The organism is uncultured Coprobacter sp., from assembly GCF_947855755.1.
Taxonomy (GTDB): domain Bacteria; phylum Bacteroidota; class Bacteroidia; order Bacteroidales; family Coprobacteraceae; genus Coprobacter.
The window spans coordinates 129,320-144,262 of record NZ_CANUAR010000006.1 but is presented as its reverse complement, the minus strand read 5'-3'; the positions used below and the strand labels follow the sequence as shown (position 1 = coordinate 144,262).

Genomic DNA, 14,943 nt, shown 5'->3' with positions numbered 1-14,943 from the left:
AGGGCCTGTCTAAACTTTCCAACAAAAAACAACCCGACAAGAGATTCAAAAAAATCCGAATACATAATTTTTTACCGGAAAACTCAGATGGTCTTTTAATCAATATATATTTTTTAATAGCTTTTTTGATTTGAAACAATTTTTATTTCGATAAGATACAATATATTTGTAACGTTTATTAAGTGTAAATACTTAAATACTAATACTAAAAATGACAAATTATAAAAAAACATTATTTGCAGGGATTGCATGTGTATTCATGTGTAGTAATCTACATGCGCAAGAAACAAATTTCGACTTATCCTCACAACGTTCGGAAAAACAAGACGTATTGCCCGTTCCGGGTAAGAAAATAGATCACCTAGGTCTGATTATCAATCCAACTCCACAAAAACTGGGCTTCATAGGAAATGGGAAACTGGATATTTCTCAAGGATTTATCTTGAAAGATAAACAGAAAAAATTTACAAGCGACTTAAATTTTGTCACATTCAATAAAAATGGAGCAAAACTGATCGTTGACTTCGGGAAAAAAGCCGCTGAAAAACAAAAAGTAAAGAATGTATCCGGAGCTTATGCCCTGAATATTCATAAAAATGGCATATCCATTACCGGATATGATGAACGGGGAGCATTTTACGGCATCCAAACTTTACGTCAACTATTAGAAAGCCCGATTGCCGAAAACAAGCAATTGCCTTATCTGGAAATCAACGATTATCCCGACCTGCCGAATCGCGGAGTGGTCGAAGGTTTTTACGGAACTCCATGGTCTCACGAAGTAAGAATGTCTCTTATCGACTTTTACGGGAAGTTCAAAATGAATACTTACTTATACGGACCGAAAGACGATCCTTATCACAGTTGTCCCAACTGGCGTCTTCCCTATCCTGAAAAAGAGGCAAAGAATATCAAACAACTGATCGAAGCCAGCAAACGGAATCGTGTAGATTTCGTTTGGGCAATACATCCGGGACAAGATATTAAATGGAACGAAGAAGATTACAAAAATCTCGTTAACAAGTTCAATTGGATGTATGATCTTGGAGTACGTCACTTTGCAATTTTTTTCGATGATATTTCGGGAGAAGGAACTAATCCGTCGAAACAAACCGAATTACTGAATCGATTAACCGATGATTTTGTAAAAGCCAAAGGAGATGTATCACCACTCACTGTCTGCCCGACCGACTATTCCAAACTTTGGGCAGATCCTACGGAAAAAGGGAGTCTTGCTATTTACGGTAAAACTCTTTATCCTGATATAAAGGTTTTCTGGACAGGAGATGTTGTTTGCAGCGACTTAACTAAAGAAACTCTGGATTTTGTAAATTCCCGTATTAAACGACCGGCTTATTATTGGTGGAACTACCCTGTAACGGACTATGTACGCAACATTCTCCTACAAGGCCCGGTATACGGACTGAATACATCGCTCACGGAAAAGGACGTCTGCGGAATTGTCAGCAATCCGATGGAACACGGAGAAGCTTCAAAATTAGCTTTATATGGTGTTGCTGATTATACGTGGAACATAGCTGCCTACAATGCTCTGGACAATTGGGAAAGAGGATTAAACGAGTTAGTGCCGAATGCAAAGGATGCTTACCGTACTTTTGCGATTCATTCTTGTGATACAGAAACAGGTTATCGCCGAGATGAATCATGGGAAACAACGACTTTCAGACTTGCAAACTGGACAGATGAAGCTGCTCGAAATTTAGAAAACGAGTTTGAAAAAATCGAGAACGTACCTGCCGAAATGGAGAAAGGCTGTACTAATCAAAAACTGATGAAAGAGCTTCGTCCTTGGTTAATAGAATTCGGCAAATTAGGAGCAAGAGGAAAACATGCAATAGAACTTACCCGTATCTATCGTTCCGGGCAAAACGATACCCTATTTTGGAATAAATACATACAAAATCTAATGAGCAAGGAAGACCGGAAAAGTTACGAAGCACACAAGTCCGGAACAATGAAACTCCAGCCATTTTATGAAAACACAATGGATGATATGGCTCACGGATTTTTAAAAAAGCTCACCGGAGAGATCCCGATGGATTACAAAGGAATAGGCTCGTTCGGGAATTCCAGTACCACACAAACAAAGCTGATGCTCGACAATGATACCCTGACTTATTATACTTCAGGTATTGCACAAAAAGCAGGAGACTGGATCGGTATCGATCTGAGAACAGTACGAGAAGTTTCCGAAATATCCATCCTACAAGGAAGAAATTCGATTGATGACGTGGATTATTTCGACCATGCCGTCCTCGAATATTCCGAAAATGGGAATAACTGGAAAGCTTTAACCGGAGAATTAGAAAAACAATATGTTATCCACTGGAACGGCAATCCTGTAAAAGCCCGTTATGTACGTTTGAAACGGCTCGATTCCAAACGAACCAACTATGCCTCGATACGTTCATTCGAGGTAAATCCTCTACATGCAGAAAATTTGGGATTCAAATTAGAAACAGAAGATCAGGAACAAGCTCTCTACGCATTCGATCGCAATCTCGGCACATCTTTTAAATGTAACAAATTTATAGCTTTTGAAGTAGAGGAAGGCATAAAAAACTATATTTTGTTAATGAATCGTCTGTCAACTCCGCTCAAATGCAAACAATTAGATGCAAAAGGTAATCTGGTCTCTGAAACAATACTCGATTCGCCATTCTCCAAAATACAGTTAGAAAATAAGAATGTAGAAAAAATAAGTATAGAAGGTACTGCAGAAATATTCGAGATTATAGCAGAAAAAGAATAAAAGCTAATCTAAATTAAAAGCCGTTTCAGCCAATGAATCTAATGCTGAAACGGCCTTTATATTTTCTAACCGGACAGATACAATCCCATCAAAAAAGAGGTTTTCCCGTCTTTCGAATATAACGTTTATTCCTCCAATAATAACGATTTAAAAAATTAGGATAGAACGAATAAATCAAGATGCGAAGACGTTTTCCCGGAGCAAAATAAGGGATATATTTCTCATATTTTTTATAAATAGAATAATTAAGTCCTCCAGCCGCCCGCTGTTTTTTAAGATGTCGTTTCCCGAAAAGACGTGTTTTTCGACCATGAAAAGCTATACAATAGCGTTTTGCTTCCATCGAAAGGTTATCCGGCAAAGAAAGAATCAATTCTGTCCATGCACCTCCGAAAATTTCCATAACCCGACCGGGATTCCAACTATTTCCTTTCGGCAGCATACTGCCGTGTATTAAATCCAAACCGCTCCATACCGCCGTAAATTTATCGAGACGGGCAAGAGAATCGAATACGACCCCTAAATGCAGGAAATGTGTATTTCTATATTTCTCGAAATTTCCCATCCGAATAATCTTTTGAGAAAATATCGTTGAAGAGAGCAAAGTCATATGCCAGCCTAAATCATGCAACAGATCGCTTGCATCGGTATAAACCTTAGGAGGAAAAGAGGAGAGCGCCCGATGCACCTCATCGACAATATAAATATCCGGCATCTGTTCGGAAAGAGTTTTCACTATTGCCGGAAAATTTTGCGCCTGCAACCGGTTTCCGTCCCCTATTACCCAACAATAAGGAGTTTTCGCTAATTTCAACGCCGTTTCGAAATTGATATCATACCCCTTATTCTCGTCTTGCCCGAAATATTCTAAACGGTCATACAAACCCTGATAAGCCTCGACAACCTTACGAGTATTGTCAGGTGAACAATTATCGACAACTACCAAACGAAAATTATACGGTTTGATCTTCGGAATAATATCTTCTAAAGCTTCACAAACATTCACGACCCGATTATAAGTCGGCATACATAACGTAAGCAATTCGGATGGATCTATTACCGGCTTGTTATCCATATATTATACGATATTATTTTGCGACAAAGATAGTAAATCCCTGTCAAATCTTATTTGAATATACACAATAGTTAGAAAAGAAGAATTTTCAACAAGAATTCGTTTATAAAGAATGCCTCTTCGACCAATTCATCCGATAGTTCTCAACCTGAATATCTTGCTTACTAATCGTTGCAGATTCAGCACCTTCAAAACATTTCGAATAAACCTTGCTCATCGAATCCGCCAAAATATTTTCCTGAAAACGCTGCAAATAGATATTTCCAGAAGCAATCATCTTTTCACGCAAAGCACGATCTTCCAATACCCGGTTCATTGCTTCAGCCATTCCGGAAACATCATCCGGATCAACATATAAAGAATCTTTTCCTCCGGCTTCCTCCAAGCAAGATCCGGTAGCCGCAATAACCGGAAGCTGAGAATGCATAGCTTCTATAATAGGTATTCCGAACCCTTCGAAACGAGAAGGGTATACAAATAAAGTAGCCAACTGATAAACGGCCGGGAGATCTTTATGCGGAAGATCATGAATCAAATGAACTCGATCTGAAAGATTATTCTCCTCCACATAATCCATTATTTCGCTTACATAAGGAGTTTTACGTCCGATAGCAACCAAATGCACATCGGAAGGAATATCTTTTAAAGCTCGAACTGCCAGCATAAGATTTTTACGTTCCTCTATACTCCCGACATTCAAGATAAATTTTTCCGGCAAATTATATTTTGCTCTTATCTCCGCCTTACGGGATTCACTTACCCGAACCGAATACTGCGGATCGCAGCCTTGATATACGACATCGATCTTCTCTTCAGGAATATGATAAAAATGCATAATATCCCGTTTCGTACATTCACTGATCGCAACAATACGGTCTGCAACCTGACAAGCATACCGGAACTTAAAATTATATATCTTGCGATCTATGGGTTTATAATATTCGGGGTAACGCAGAAATATAAGATCATGTATAGTCACCACGCTTTTGATTCCTGTCTTATGTATTCCTATCGGCAATTCATTACTCAATCCATGATATAACTGCACACCGTTCCGTACAAGGTCCTTCTTAATAAACCAAGTACGCCACAAAGAGGAAAAACGCTTCATCGTAGTAGACTGCGGGAATAACGAACGAACGTTATTATGATGCAATAATTTATCGAACGAGCTGTTCTCTTTTTCTTTCGGGACAAATAACCGGTAATTATTGCTCTGATGATAAGTTGCCAATATATCTACCATATACCTGCTGTAATTTCCCAAGCCGGTATGATTTGCCATCGCCCGCTTTGCATCTAACCCAATAATCATACTATTCCGATTTATACGTTTTCTCTTCGTTTTACTTTTTCTGAATTTTATTTTCATAAAATGAAATAAAACAGACATCTATACAGAAAGACGTATCTTCTCCATAATATGCTGCATGGATTAAAGAAACTTTTATTTTCTCCCAAAATCGGCAGGGATCTCTCCCCACTCTTTGGTCTCCCACTTCACCAACCGATTTGAATATGTATTCTCAACCAGCCATTTTTCTGCACGAGCTATCAGTTCAAATATTTTTACATTTTTTTCTGTCCGGACAAGCTTCGTCTTGCACTTTTTATCCCGTACCCAAGCCATAGCATTCCGACTATCCGAACAAATCGTCATCGTACTATTCCATCGCTTTAATAAAGCCAAGCCATGCACTAAAGCCAAGAACTCTCCCACATTATTAGTTCCATCTTCAAAAGGCCCTTGTCGAAAAATCTCTTTTCCGGTACGAACACTAACCCCACGATATTCCATTATACCGGGGTTACCTAAACAAGAAGCATCTACAGCTAATGAATCTCTCAGGTACTCGGGAATAGCATCCATATTTACCGTACGTTTTTTTTTCATCGCATCAGCCAATTGTCCCAATACTCCCAAATGCTCTTCGTATCCTGCCCGAAATGCCTTTATTGCAGCATCCTTAGTCGGAAAACTTTTATATTTAGCTCCTTTATAATTTTTCACCTGCAATTGACACTCCTCCCAAGAATCATAGATTCCCGGAGCCAGACCTTCCCACACGACATAATATTTAAACTTATTTCCCATCTATGGAACTATTGTTAAAAAATCATTTTGCACAAAATTAGACATATTTATTGAGTATTGTGGTAAAATGGTCTATTTTTGCAAAACTGTTATCATAACAATCAATCTATACCTCCAGTTATGAAAAGAATATTTCTTACCGGATACATGGGTTCTGGGAAAAGCACTCTCGGACTGCGTCTTGCTCAAAAGGCCGGACTTTCGTTTATCGACCTCGACCACTATATCGAAACCCGATTCCGAAAAACTATAAATGAAATATTTACAGAAAAAGGAGAACAAGAATTCAGAATCATCGAACGGAATATGTTACGAGAAGTAGGAGAGTTTGAAGATATAATAATCGCAACTGGCGGTGGAGCTCCCTGCTTTTTTGATAATATCGATTATATGAATAAACAGGGATGTTGCATTTATTTACAAACAACCCCTGAAATTCTTTTTCAAAGATTGAAACACGCTCGTAGTAATCGCCCGCTATTACGAGACAAAAGCGACTCCGAACTAATGGAATTCATAAAAAAGAATCTTTCAATCCGCGAAGAAAAATATAAGCGATCATCTATTATCTTCGATACCGGTGAATTGGATAGTTACGATGCCATAGAAAAAGCCGTAGAACGACTTTATGTTATTTGTAACAATATAAAAACTGAATAAAAACGCATTAACATTCTTTTTATTTTTCACTTTTCCCACGAAAAAACTCACAGAAATAGCTTATTTTTAAAATTTCATAAGGATAACTTCTCAAAAGTTGGTTTAGTTACCAAAAATTTTGTTTCTTTGCGTTGCAGTAATAAATTAGCTTCATAAAAAGCACATTTGCTATACAATAAATACTATTTCGGCAAAATATATAATAATTTGAAACTTGAAGACGTTCTTGTTTTTCATTATAAACAATTCGATCGAAACAATAAACTAAATATAGGGAGATTATGTCAGAACAAACGAACGTGAAAGAACTGGAAAAAGTGGTTATCCGTTTCTCCGGAGATTCCGGAGACGGAATGCAATTGGCAGGAAACCTCTTTTCGAACATTTCGGCAGCTATCGGAAACGAAATTTCCACTTTCCCCGACTATCCGGCAGAAATACGTGCCCCACAGGGAACATTGGGAGGAGTATCCGGATTTCAAGTACATATCGGAAAAGGAGTATATACTCCGGGAGACAAGGCCGATGTTTTGGTAGCCATGAATCCGGCAGCATTAAAAACCAATACAAAATACGTAAAGCCGAATGCAGTGGTTATTATCGATACTGATTCATTTCAAAAGAACGATCTCGAAAAGGCAGCATTCCTAACCGAAGATCCTTTCAAAGAACTGAACATGAATTCGGCACAAATAGTTCCCGTAGCCATTACATCCCTTGTCAAAGATTCTTTAGCAGACTCGGGATTAGATAATAAAACAATCCTTCGTTGTAAGAATATGTTCGCATTGGGATTGATCTGCTGGCTATTCGACCGGCCTATAGATCAGGCGGCACACTTACTGAAAAACAAATTTGCGAAAAAGCCATCTGTTCTCGAGGCCAATATCAAAGTCATGACCGACGGATATAATTACGGGAACAATATACATGCTTCGGTTTCGACCTACCGCATTGAAACAAAACCGGCAAAAAAAGGTTTTTATACCGATGTAAACGGAAACAGGGCAACTGCATTGGGGTTGATCGCCGCATCTGAAAAATCAGGATTGCCGTTGTTTTTAGGAAGTTATCCTATCACTCCGGCAAGCGATATTCTTCATGAATTGGCCAAGAGAAAAGACCTTGGTGTAAAAGTCGTCCAAGCAGAAGATGAAATAGCCGGAATATGCACGGCAATCGGAGCTAGTTTTGCCGGAAATCTTGCAGCCACATCAACTTCCGGGCCTGGACTTGCACTAAAAAGCGAAGCAATAGGACTGGCTGTTATGGCAGAACTTCCGTTGGTAATTATCGATGTACAACGCGGAGGACCATCTACAGGACTCCCGACCAAATCGGAACAAACAGATTTGTTACAAGCTTTATACGGAAGAAACGGAGAATCTCCGGCTGTCGTTCTCGCAGCCTCGACTCCGACCAACTGCTTCGATATGGCCTTCGCCGCATCAAAAATAGCGTTGGAACACATGACCCCTGTCATTCTTCTGACAGATGCTTTTATCGCAAACGGTTCTTCGGCGTGGCGTATTCCTGAAATGGAAGAATATCCCGAAATACGCCCTCAATATGTCCATGATGATTTATTGAAAGAAAATTGGAAACCATATAAACGTAATACCGAAACAAATGTCCGTTATTGGGCTATTCCCGGAACAGAAGGTTTTATGCACCGATTAGGAGGATTGGAAAAAGACTGTGTTACCAGCGCAATATCGACCGACCCGACCAATCATCAAAAAATGACTGATATGCGACAAGCAAAAATCGATTACATAGCAAACGAGATACCCGAACTCGAAATATTAGGTAATCCGGATGCAGACTTGCTTGTTGTCGGATGGGGCGGTACGTACGGACATCTTTATTCTGCAGTGGAATCAATGAATGCTACCGGCAAAAGAGTAGCAATGGTTCATTTCAATTATATCAATCCGATGCCTAAAAACACGGAGGAGATACTAAGACGATATAAAAAAATCGTAGTTTGCGAACTAAACAACGGACAATTCGCCACTCAATTATGTGCCAAGATTCCGGGACTTACTAATGTATCACGATTCAACAAAGTTCAAGGTCAACCGTTCATGGTAAGTGAACTGACCGATCATTTTTCAAAACTGATGGAGGAATAACTCATGAGCAACAATACAGAATATACCGCCAAAGATTTCAAAAGCGATCAATACGTACGCTGGTGTCCGGGTTGCGGAGATCATGCCGTAGTAAATACATTACAAAAAGCAATGGCTGAGTTAGGCATCCCACCCCACAAAACAGCTGTTATATCGGGTATAGGTTGTTCATCCCGGTTACCGTATTATATGAATACTTACGGATTTCATACGATTCACGGACGGGCAGCAGCTATCGCAACGGGTGTCAAAACCGCCAATCCCGATCTCACGGTATGGCAAATCACCGGAGACGGAGATTGTCTGGCTATCGGTGGCAACCACTTTATTCATGCCTTACGAAGAAATGTAGACCTCAATATTATCTTACTGAATAACAAAATATACGGACTTACCAAAGGTCAATATTCCCCGACCAGCGATCGAGGAGCTGTTACCAAATCGTCTCCTTACGGCACTGTCGAAGACCCATTCGTTCCGGCAGAACTGACATTCGGAGCTCGGGGACATTTCTTTGCCCGGGCAATTGATGTCGATCTGGCCGTATCCAAGGAAGTAATGGTAGAGGCCGGAAAACATAAAGGAGCATCGGTCGTCGAGATTCTGCAGAACTGCGTCATATTCAATGATCATATACATAGCTATGTTGCAGACAAAGAATTCCGGGCAGAACGGACGATACATCTGAAGCATGGAGAAAAAATGCTTTTCGGTAAAGACCTTAATAAGGGATTGATACTCGACGGTTTCACTCTAAAAGCAGTCACAATAGGAGAAAACGGAATAACATTAGATAATATACTCACTCATGATGCAAAGACCCACGATAATTTCTTACATCAACGCCTTGCCATGATGGACGGTCATGAACTACCTTTGGCTGTAGGTGTTATTCGATCGGTTGATGCTCCAGTATATGATCAGGAAGTAAAAAAACAAATCGATTCCATAAGAGAAAAAAATCCGAAGAAGACACTTCGGGATCTTCTATTAAGTGAAGAGACATGGGAAGTTAAGTAAAAACTCGTTTAAGTTTTTACAGAGTCGATTCGAGAGGTTATTTTGAGTTTTACAAAGATGACCTAATTCAGAGTTTCTTTATCGAAAAGATAAACTTTTAATCTGTAACCTAACTCAATTCAGCAGTAACCCAAAGAACCATATCAAACTCTATTTTGAGTAAAGATATGGTTCTTTAAATTTATCCTTTTCATAGCGCTCATCTTAGAGCCTGTTTAAATTTTGCTTAGGTCAGATTTGAAAACAAACGCTTAAATTCGTAACGCCCGCATCGCATTAAACACCGCCAAAACGGTTACACCGACGTCCGCAAAAACAGCCATCCACATAGTACCGAGACCGATAGAAGCAAGAACGAGTATTGCGACCTTTATACCAATGGCAAACCATACATTCTCATGTGCAATGCGTATGGTGCGACGTGCAATACGTATTGCTGTGGCTATTTTTGCCGGTTGATCATCCATGAGCACCACATCGGCTGCTTCTATTGCGGCATCACTCCCAAGTCCACCCATTGCGATACCAATATCCGCACGTTTCAAAACAGGAGCATCATTAATTCCATCACCTACAAAAGCAAGAGTTTTGTTTTCCGTTTTTGTAGCAAGCAACTGTTCAACATGTCTCACTTTATCGGCAGGCATCAATTCGGCATAGCAAGTATCAAGTCCGAGTTTTTTTGCAACATCAAACGCAACCTCTTTACGATCACCGGTAAGCATTACCGTATGATCCACACCAAGTCGTTTCAATGATTCAACAGCCTGCACACTATCATCTTTCAAGCGGTCATTTATGACTATGTGTCCGACATATTTACCATCTACAGCCACATGGATTATTGTCCCAATGCTATGACAATCATGCCATTTTATACCAATCGTATCCATCATTTTAGAATTACCTACACAAACAATACGACCCGATACGTTTGCACGAATTCCATGTCCTGCAATTTCCTCAATATCCGTTATCTTACAACCGTCTGTCGCCTCGTTCGGAAAAGCGGCACGCAAAGCTTCTCCTATCGGATGTGTAGAGAAATGTTCCACATGCGCTGCAAGATGTAAAAGTTCTGTTTCATTGAAATCATCAGGATGTACAGCTGTTACGACAAATTCTCCCCGAGTTAAAGTCCCTGTCTTATCGAATACCACCGTACCCACTCTTGCCAGCGTATCCATATAATTGCTCCCTTTGATAAGAATACCCTTGCGTGATGCGCCGCCAAGCCCCCCGAAGAATGTGAGCGGTACGCTGATCACCAAAGCACATGGACATGATACTACGAGAAAAATCAGTGCACGGTGAAACCACATCGGAAATGACTCGGTAAATTCTACCGATGAAAATAACGGTGGAACGACAGCAAGCAGTAATGCAGCAATAACCACAATCGGAGTATATACGTGTGCAAATTTTGCAATAAACGATTCGCTCTCAGATTTATGCTCATCGGCACTTTCCACCAGTTCAATAATTTTTGAAACCGTACTCTCACCGAAATTTCTGGTCGTTTTCACGCGAATAACCCCCGTAAGGTTAACACAGCCCGAAATTACTTCATCGCCCACACTCAAATCTCTGGGCATGCTTTCTCCCGTCAGTGCAATAGTATTAAGAGATGATGTGCCATCAATGATTTTCCCGTCAAGAGGAACTTTTTCGCCCGGCTTGATGACAATGATGTCTCCCACATTTACATTTTCGGGTGAAACGGTTACCAATTTTCCACCGATCTCCACATTAGCGATGTCTGGACGTATATCCATAAGATGTGAAATGCTATCTCGACTCTTTCCTTCAGCATAACTTTCAAAGAGTTCTCCTATTTGGAAGAATAACATTACAAATACCGCTTCAGGAAATTCTGTCTCAGCACCCGGAAGAAAGCCGATACAAAGTGCACCAATTGTAGCAATAGACATAAGGAAATGTTCGTTGAAGATATCACCTCCCAAAATACCTTCAGCTGCTTCTACCAATGTATGATGACCGATAAGCAAATAAGGAACAAGATAAACGAGTAGTAATTGCCATGTTGACAGATTACAGTTCTTCTCAATAAGCACCGCTCCAATAAACAAAAGTATAGTGACGATAATAAGGATTATTTGCCCTTTCAACCCTCCGTGTGCATGACCGTGATGGTGTTCGTGATGATTATGTGCCATAATTTAAACATATTTATTTTGATCTTTGGCGCAAAGTTAGAGAGAAAATTATGCAACCTGATTGCAAAGAAGCTTGTACCCGCTGCTTGGTAAAAACGATTTGTACATTATTCTATATTATTTGTCTTAGAGCCTGTCGTAAATTTTGCTCGGGTCAGTTTTGAGAGTTTCTTTCGAGGATATTTTTCTGTTTTTAGGAGGAGGATAGCGGGCTATCTGACGAGTGAAAACGGGAAAAAAGACCGGAAGAAAACGCAAAGATGACCTGATAATATTTTTTTATTGGAAAATTTAGACAGGCTCTTAGAGCCTATCCAAATTTTCCGATGCATAAAATCCATCGGGTCATTTTCTCTCTTTTCTCCGGTCTGCTTTTTCCATTTTCTCAAATGCATTATAAAAGCAGGAATAATATTCACCAAGAAAATAATGATTGATAATTATTAGAAAAGTATTAAAAAAACTATCGAATATGAGATATTTAGCGACACAGCCTTGAACTACTACGTTGCGGAACTTATAAAGTGGCAAGAGAACATAAGGCTGTAATTACAATCGAGAACAAGCAGTCCATATCGGAACAGCGCATATCTTCCATTGAAAAGAAACAGATGTCGGCAAAGTGCAAAAGAAATACCGGTCGAGAAAACATCTCATATTTCGGAATGCCGTCTCTTACATTCCGGACACTCCCCCTTGATCATATAATTGACAAAATGCGGTGTAAAATCTTCAGGAAGTTCCATTATCGGAACATGTATTGTCTTAAAACAATACGTCCGGTGACACACTTCGCAATAAAAATGAATATGCATATCGGAAAGAGAACATTTACCTTCACTCATACATGCCTCATACTTTAAAGATCCGCTGCCATCTTCCATTGCATGAACGACATTGTGTTCGAGAAACAATGTCAACACACGAAAGATACTCGACTTGTCCATCGTAACAATGAAATCCTCCAAATCCGCTAAACTGACAGGTGTCGAATTACTTAATAAAGCCCTTAATACCAATATACGGTTAGCTGTCGGTTTTATTCCTTTTCGTTCTAATCTTTCTAAAATTTCCTTTTCACTTATATCCACCATAATTCTCAATACTGTTTTTTTAATTATTATTCCGCAGACACGATAATCCCCCCGCCCAATAACCTGTCTCCGCAATAAAAAGCAGCCGCCTGACCGGGAGCAACAGAATGTACCGGCTCTTCAAAACAAACTTCCGCCCGATTATCCGAAATAAAAAAGACCCGACAGGGAGTATTCTGTTTCCGATAACGGATTCTGCAGGTTATCGCATAACGTCCGTCAAAATCGAAAGGATTAATTACATTTACAGTTTTCAGTATCATCCGGGTTTTATACATTCCCGAAAGGGGGGCAATAACAACCCTATTATTCGAAACTGATATTTCTTTAACAAAAACCGGATATTGCAAATTCAGCCCCAGCCCTCTGCGTTGTCCTACGGTATAAAAAGGATATCCTTCATGCTTACCGATAATCTTGCCGGATTCATCTTCGTAAAATCCCTCTGAAAAAACAGATTCGCCTAACCGCTTTTTCAGAAAAGAACGATAATCTCCCGGACAGAAACAAACCCCTAAACTATCTTTTCGGGCAGCAATCTGACAGAATCCCCGTTGTCGGGCAATTTCCCGAACCTCAGTCTTTGTTAACATCCCTAAAGGTAAAATCATTCTTTTGATCAAAATCTCAGGAAGTCCCCAAAGAAAAAAGGACTGGTCTTTGTCCGGATCGACTCCGGATTGCAGATAAGAATGACCTCCCGTCTCCATCAACCGGACATAATGCCCGGTAGCGATATGCCGGATTCCCCGTTCATCTGCGATTCTGGCCATTAACGGCCATTTAAAGGTATTATTGCAAATAATACAAGGCACAGGTGTGCGACCGGACATATATTCATTTATAAAATAAGTAACAATATTTTTCTCAAACTCCTTTCGTACATCATAGATATAATGAGGTATTCCCAACCGATCAGCTAACTCAGCCGATTCACTCAGGTATGCGGTATTTCCTTCGATTTCATAAAACCGAAATGTTATGCCGGTAACATCGTATCCCTGCTCCTGCAATAATATTGCAGCGACAGAGCTGTCAGTACCGCCACTCATCCCCAGTAAAACCTTTTTTCTGTTCATTTCAGATTTTTTACCTCTCGCAAATATAAGACTATTCTTATGAATGTGCGTATCTTTGCTTTCAAAATGGGAATAAACCGTATGAAAAAAGAATTGGATATCATCACTTTCGATGCAGACGACACGTTATGGGAAAATGAACTTTTTTTCAGGGAAAACGAGCATCGTTTTTGCGAATTGATTAAAGAATATGCCGATCAAAATCAAGTTCTCGAATCATTATTGAAAAACGAAATAAAAACACTTCCTATATATGGTTATGGGATCAAGGGATTTGTTCTCAGTATGATAGAAACGGCATTGGAACTCAGTAACAATAAAATTTCAGGAAATACAATCAAAGAAATACTGGAATTAGGAAAAAGACAACTTTCTTATCCTGTCAAATTAATCGACGGCGTAGAAGATACGCTATCTGCTCTCCAGAAAGATTATACTTTAGTCATGGCAACGAAAGGTGATCTTACCGACCAAGAACGAAAGATCGAAGAATCGGGATTAAAAAAATACTTCTCTCATATCGAAATCATGAGCGAGAAAAATGAGTCGGGTTACCGGTCTCTGATAGATCGGCTACAAGTATCTCCTGATAAATTTCTCATGGTCGGAAATTCCTTGAAATCGGATATTATTCCGGTCCTGTCGATCGGAGGATATGCAGCACACATTCCTTTTTATACGACATGGGAACATGAAAAGGTTGATAAGCCGGAGACGTGTGACCGGATGTTTTCATTAAAATCGATTCGGGAATTATTGTCTATTATTTAGTTCTTGTTCAGATTTCCCGATAAAGAGATGCGCAAGACAGACCCGAGTAAAATTCAGACAAGCT

11 protein-coding genes are annotated in these 14,943 nt (G+C 39.7%); 5 read left to right on the top strand and 6 right to left on the bottom strand.

Annotated features, from left to right (window positions below):
* Positions 1–211: 211 nt before the first annotated feature.
* The gene (locus Q0093_RS05500; RefSeq protein ID WP_297928853.1) at positions 212–2,773 is read left to right on the top strand and encodes a beta-N-acetylglucosaminidase domain-containing protein; all 2,562 of its coding nucleotides are present in this window, start codon (positions 212–214) and stop codon (positions 2,771–2,773) included.
* Positions 2,774–2,861: 88 nt separating this feature from the next.
* Here Q0093_RS05500 and Q0093_RS05495 read toward each other — a convergent pair whose 3' ends face one another.
* The 3 genes from Q0093_RS05495 to Q0093_RS05485 all read right to left on the bottom strand — a co-directional run bounded on the left by Q0093_RS05495 (position 2,862) and on the right by Q0093_RS05485 (position 5,943).
* A complete protein-coding gene (locus tag Q0093_RS05495) occupies positions 2,862–3,848 on the bottom strand; it encodes a glycosyltransferase family 2 protein (RefSeq protein WP_294177933.1) in 987 nt (328 codons plus the stop codon).
* Positions 3,849–3,951: 103 nt separating this feature from the next.
* Complete coding sequence (locus Q0093_RS05490; RefSeq protein ID WP_294177936.1) at positions 3,952–5,163, bottom strand: glycosyltransferase family 1 protein; 1,212 nt, start codon at positions 5,161–5,163, stop codon at positions 3,952–3,954.
* A gap of 132 nt (positions 5,164–5,295) precedes the next feature.
* A complete protein-coding gene (locus Q0093_RS05485) occupies positions 5,296–5,943 on the bottom strand; it encodes a ribonuclease H family protein (protein WP_294177939.1) in 648 nt (215 codons plus the stop codon).
* Positions 5,944–6,063: 120 nt separating this feature from the next.
* On the opposite strand from Q0093_RS05485, the gene Q0093_RS05480 reads away from it, so the two are divergent.
* From Q0093_RS05480 to Q0093_RS05470, 3 genes are all read left to right on the top strand, one after another.
* The gene (locus Q0093_RS05480; protein WP_294177941.1) at positions 6,064–6,603 is read left to right on the top strand and encodes a shikimate kinase; all 540 of its coding nucleotides are present in this window, start codon (positions 6,064–6,066) and stop codon (positions 6,601–6,603) included.
* Positions 6,604–6,884: 281 nt separating this feature from the next.
* A complete protein-coding gene (locus Q0093_RS05475) occupies positions 6,885–8,738 on the top strand; it encodes a 2-oxoacid:acceptor oxidoreductase subunit alpha (protein WP_297928850.1) in 1,854 nt (617 codons plus the stop codon).
* 3 nt (positions 8,739–8,741) lie between these two features.
* Positions 8,742–9,758 carry a 2-oxoacid:ferredoxin oxidoreductase subunit beta gene (locus Q0093_RS05470; protein ID WP_294177945.1) on the top strand — a complete coding sequence of 339 codons (1,017 nt, stop codon included), beginning with the start codon at positions 8,742–8,744 and terminating at the stop codon, positions 9,756–9,758.
* Between the two features lie 251 nt (positions 9,759–10,009).
* Here the strand turns inward: Q0093_RS05470 and Q0093_RS05465 are convergent, their stop codons facing one another.
* The 3 genes from Q0093_RS05465 to mnmA form a co-directional block, all read right to left on the bottom strand.
* Complete coding sequence (locus Q0093_RS05465; protein ID WP_297928849.1) at positions 10,010–11,935, bottom strand: heavy metal translocating P-type ATPase; 1,926 nt, start codon at positions 11,933–11,935, stop codon at positions 10,010–10,012.
* A 653-nt stretch (positions 11,936–12,588) separates the two neighbouring features.
* Positions 12,589–13,029, bottom strand: a complete 441-nt coding sequence (locus Q0093_RS05460; protein WP_297928847.1) for a Fur family transcriptional regulator — start codon at positions 13,027–13,029, stop codon at positions 12,589–12,591.
* Between the two features lie 26 nt (positions 13,030–13,055).
* Complete coding sequence (gene mnmA, locus Q0093_RS05455; protein ID WP_297928870.1) at positions 13,056–14,135, bottom strand: tRNA 2-thiouridine(34) synthase MnmA; 1,080 nt, start codon at positions 14,133–14,135, stop codon at positions 13,056–13,058.
* A 12-nt stretch (positions 14,136–14,147) separates the two neighbouring features.
* Here mnmA and Q0093_RS05450 point away from each other — a divergent pair, with 12 nt between their 5' ends.
* Positions 14,148–14,879 carry an HAD family hydrolase gene (locus tag Q0093_RS05450; RefSeq protein WP_294177951.1) on the top strand — a complete coding sequence of 244 codons (732 nt, stop codon included), beginning with the start codon at positions 14,148–14,150 and terminating at the stop codon, positions 14,877–14,879.
* The last annotated feature ends 64 nt before the right edge of the window (positions 14,880–14,943 follow it).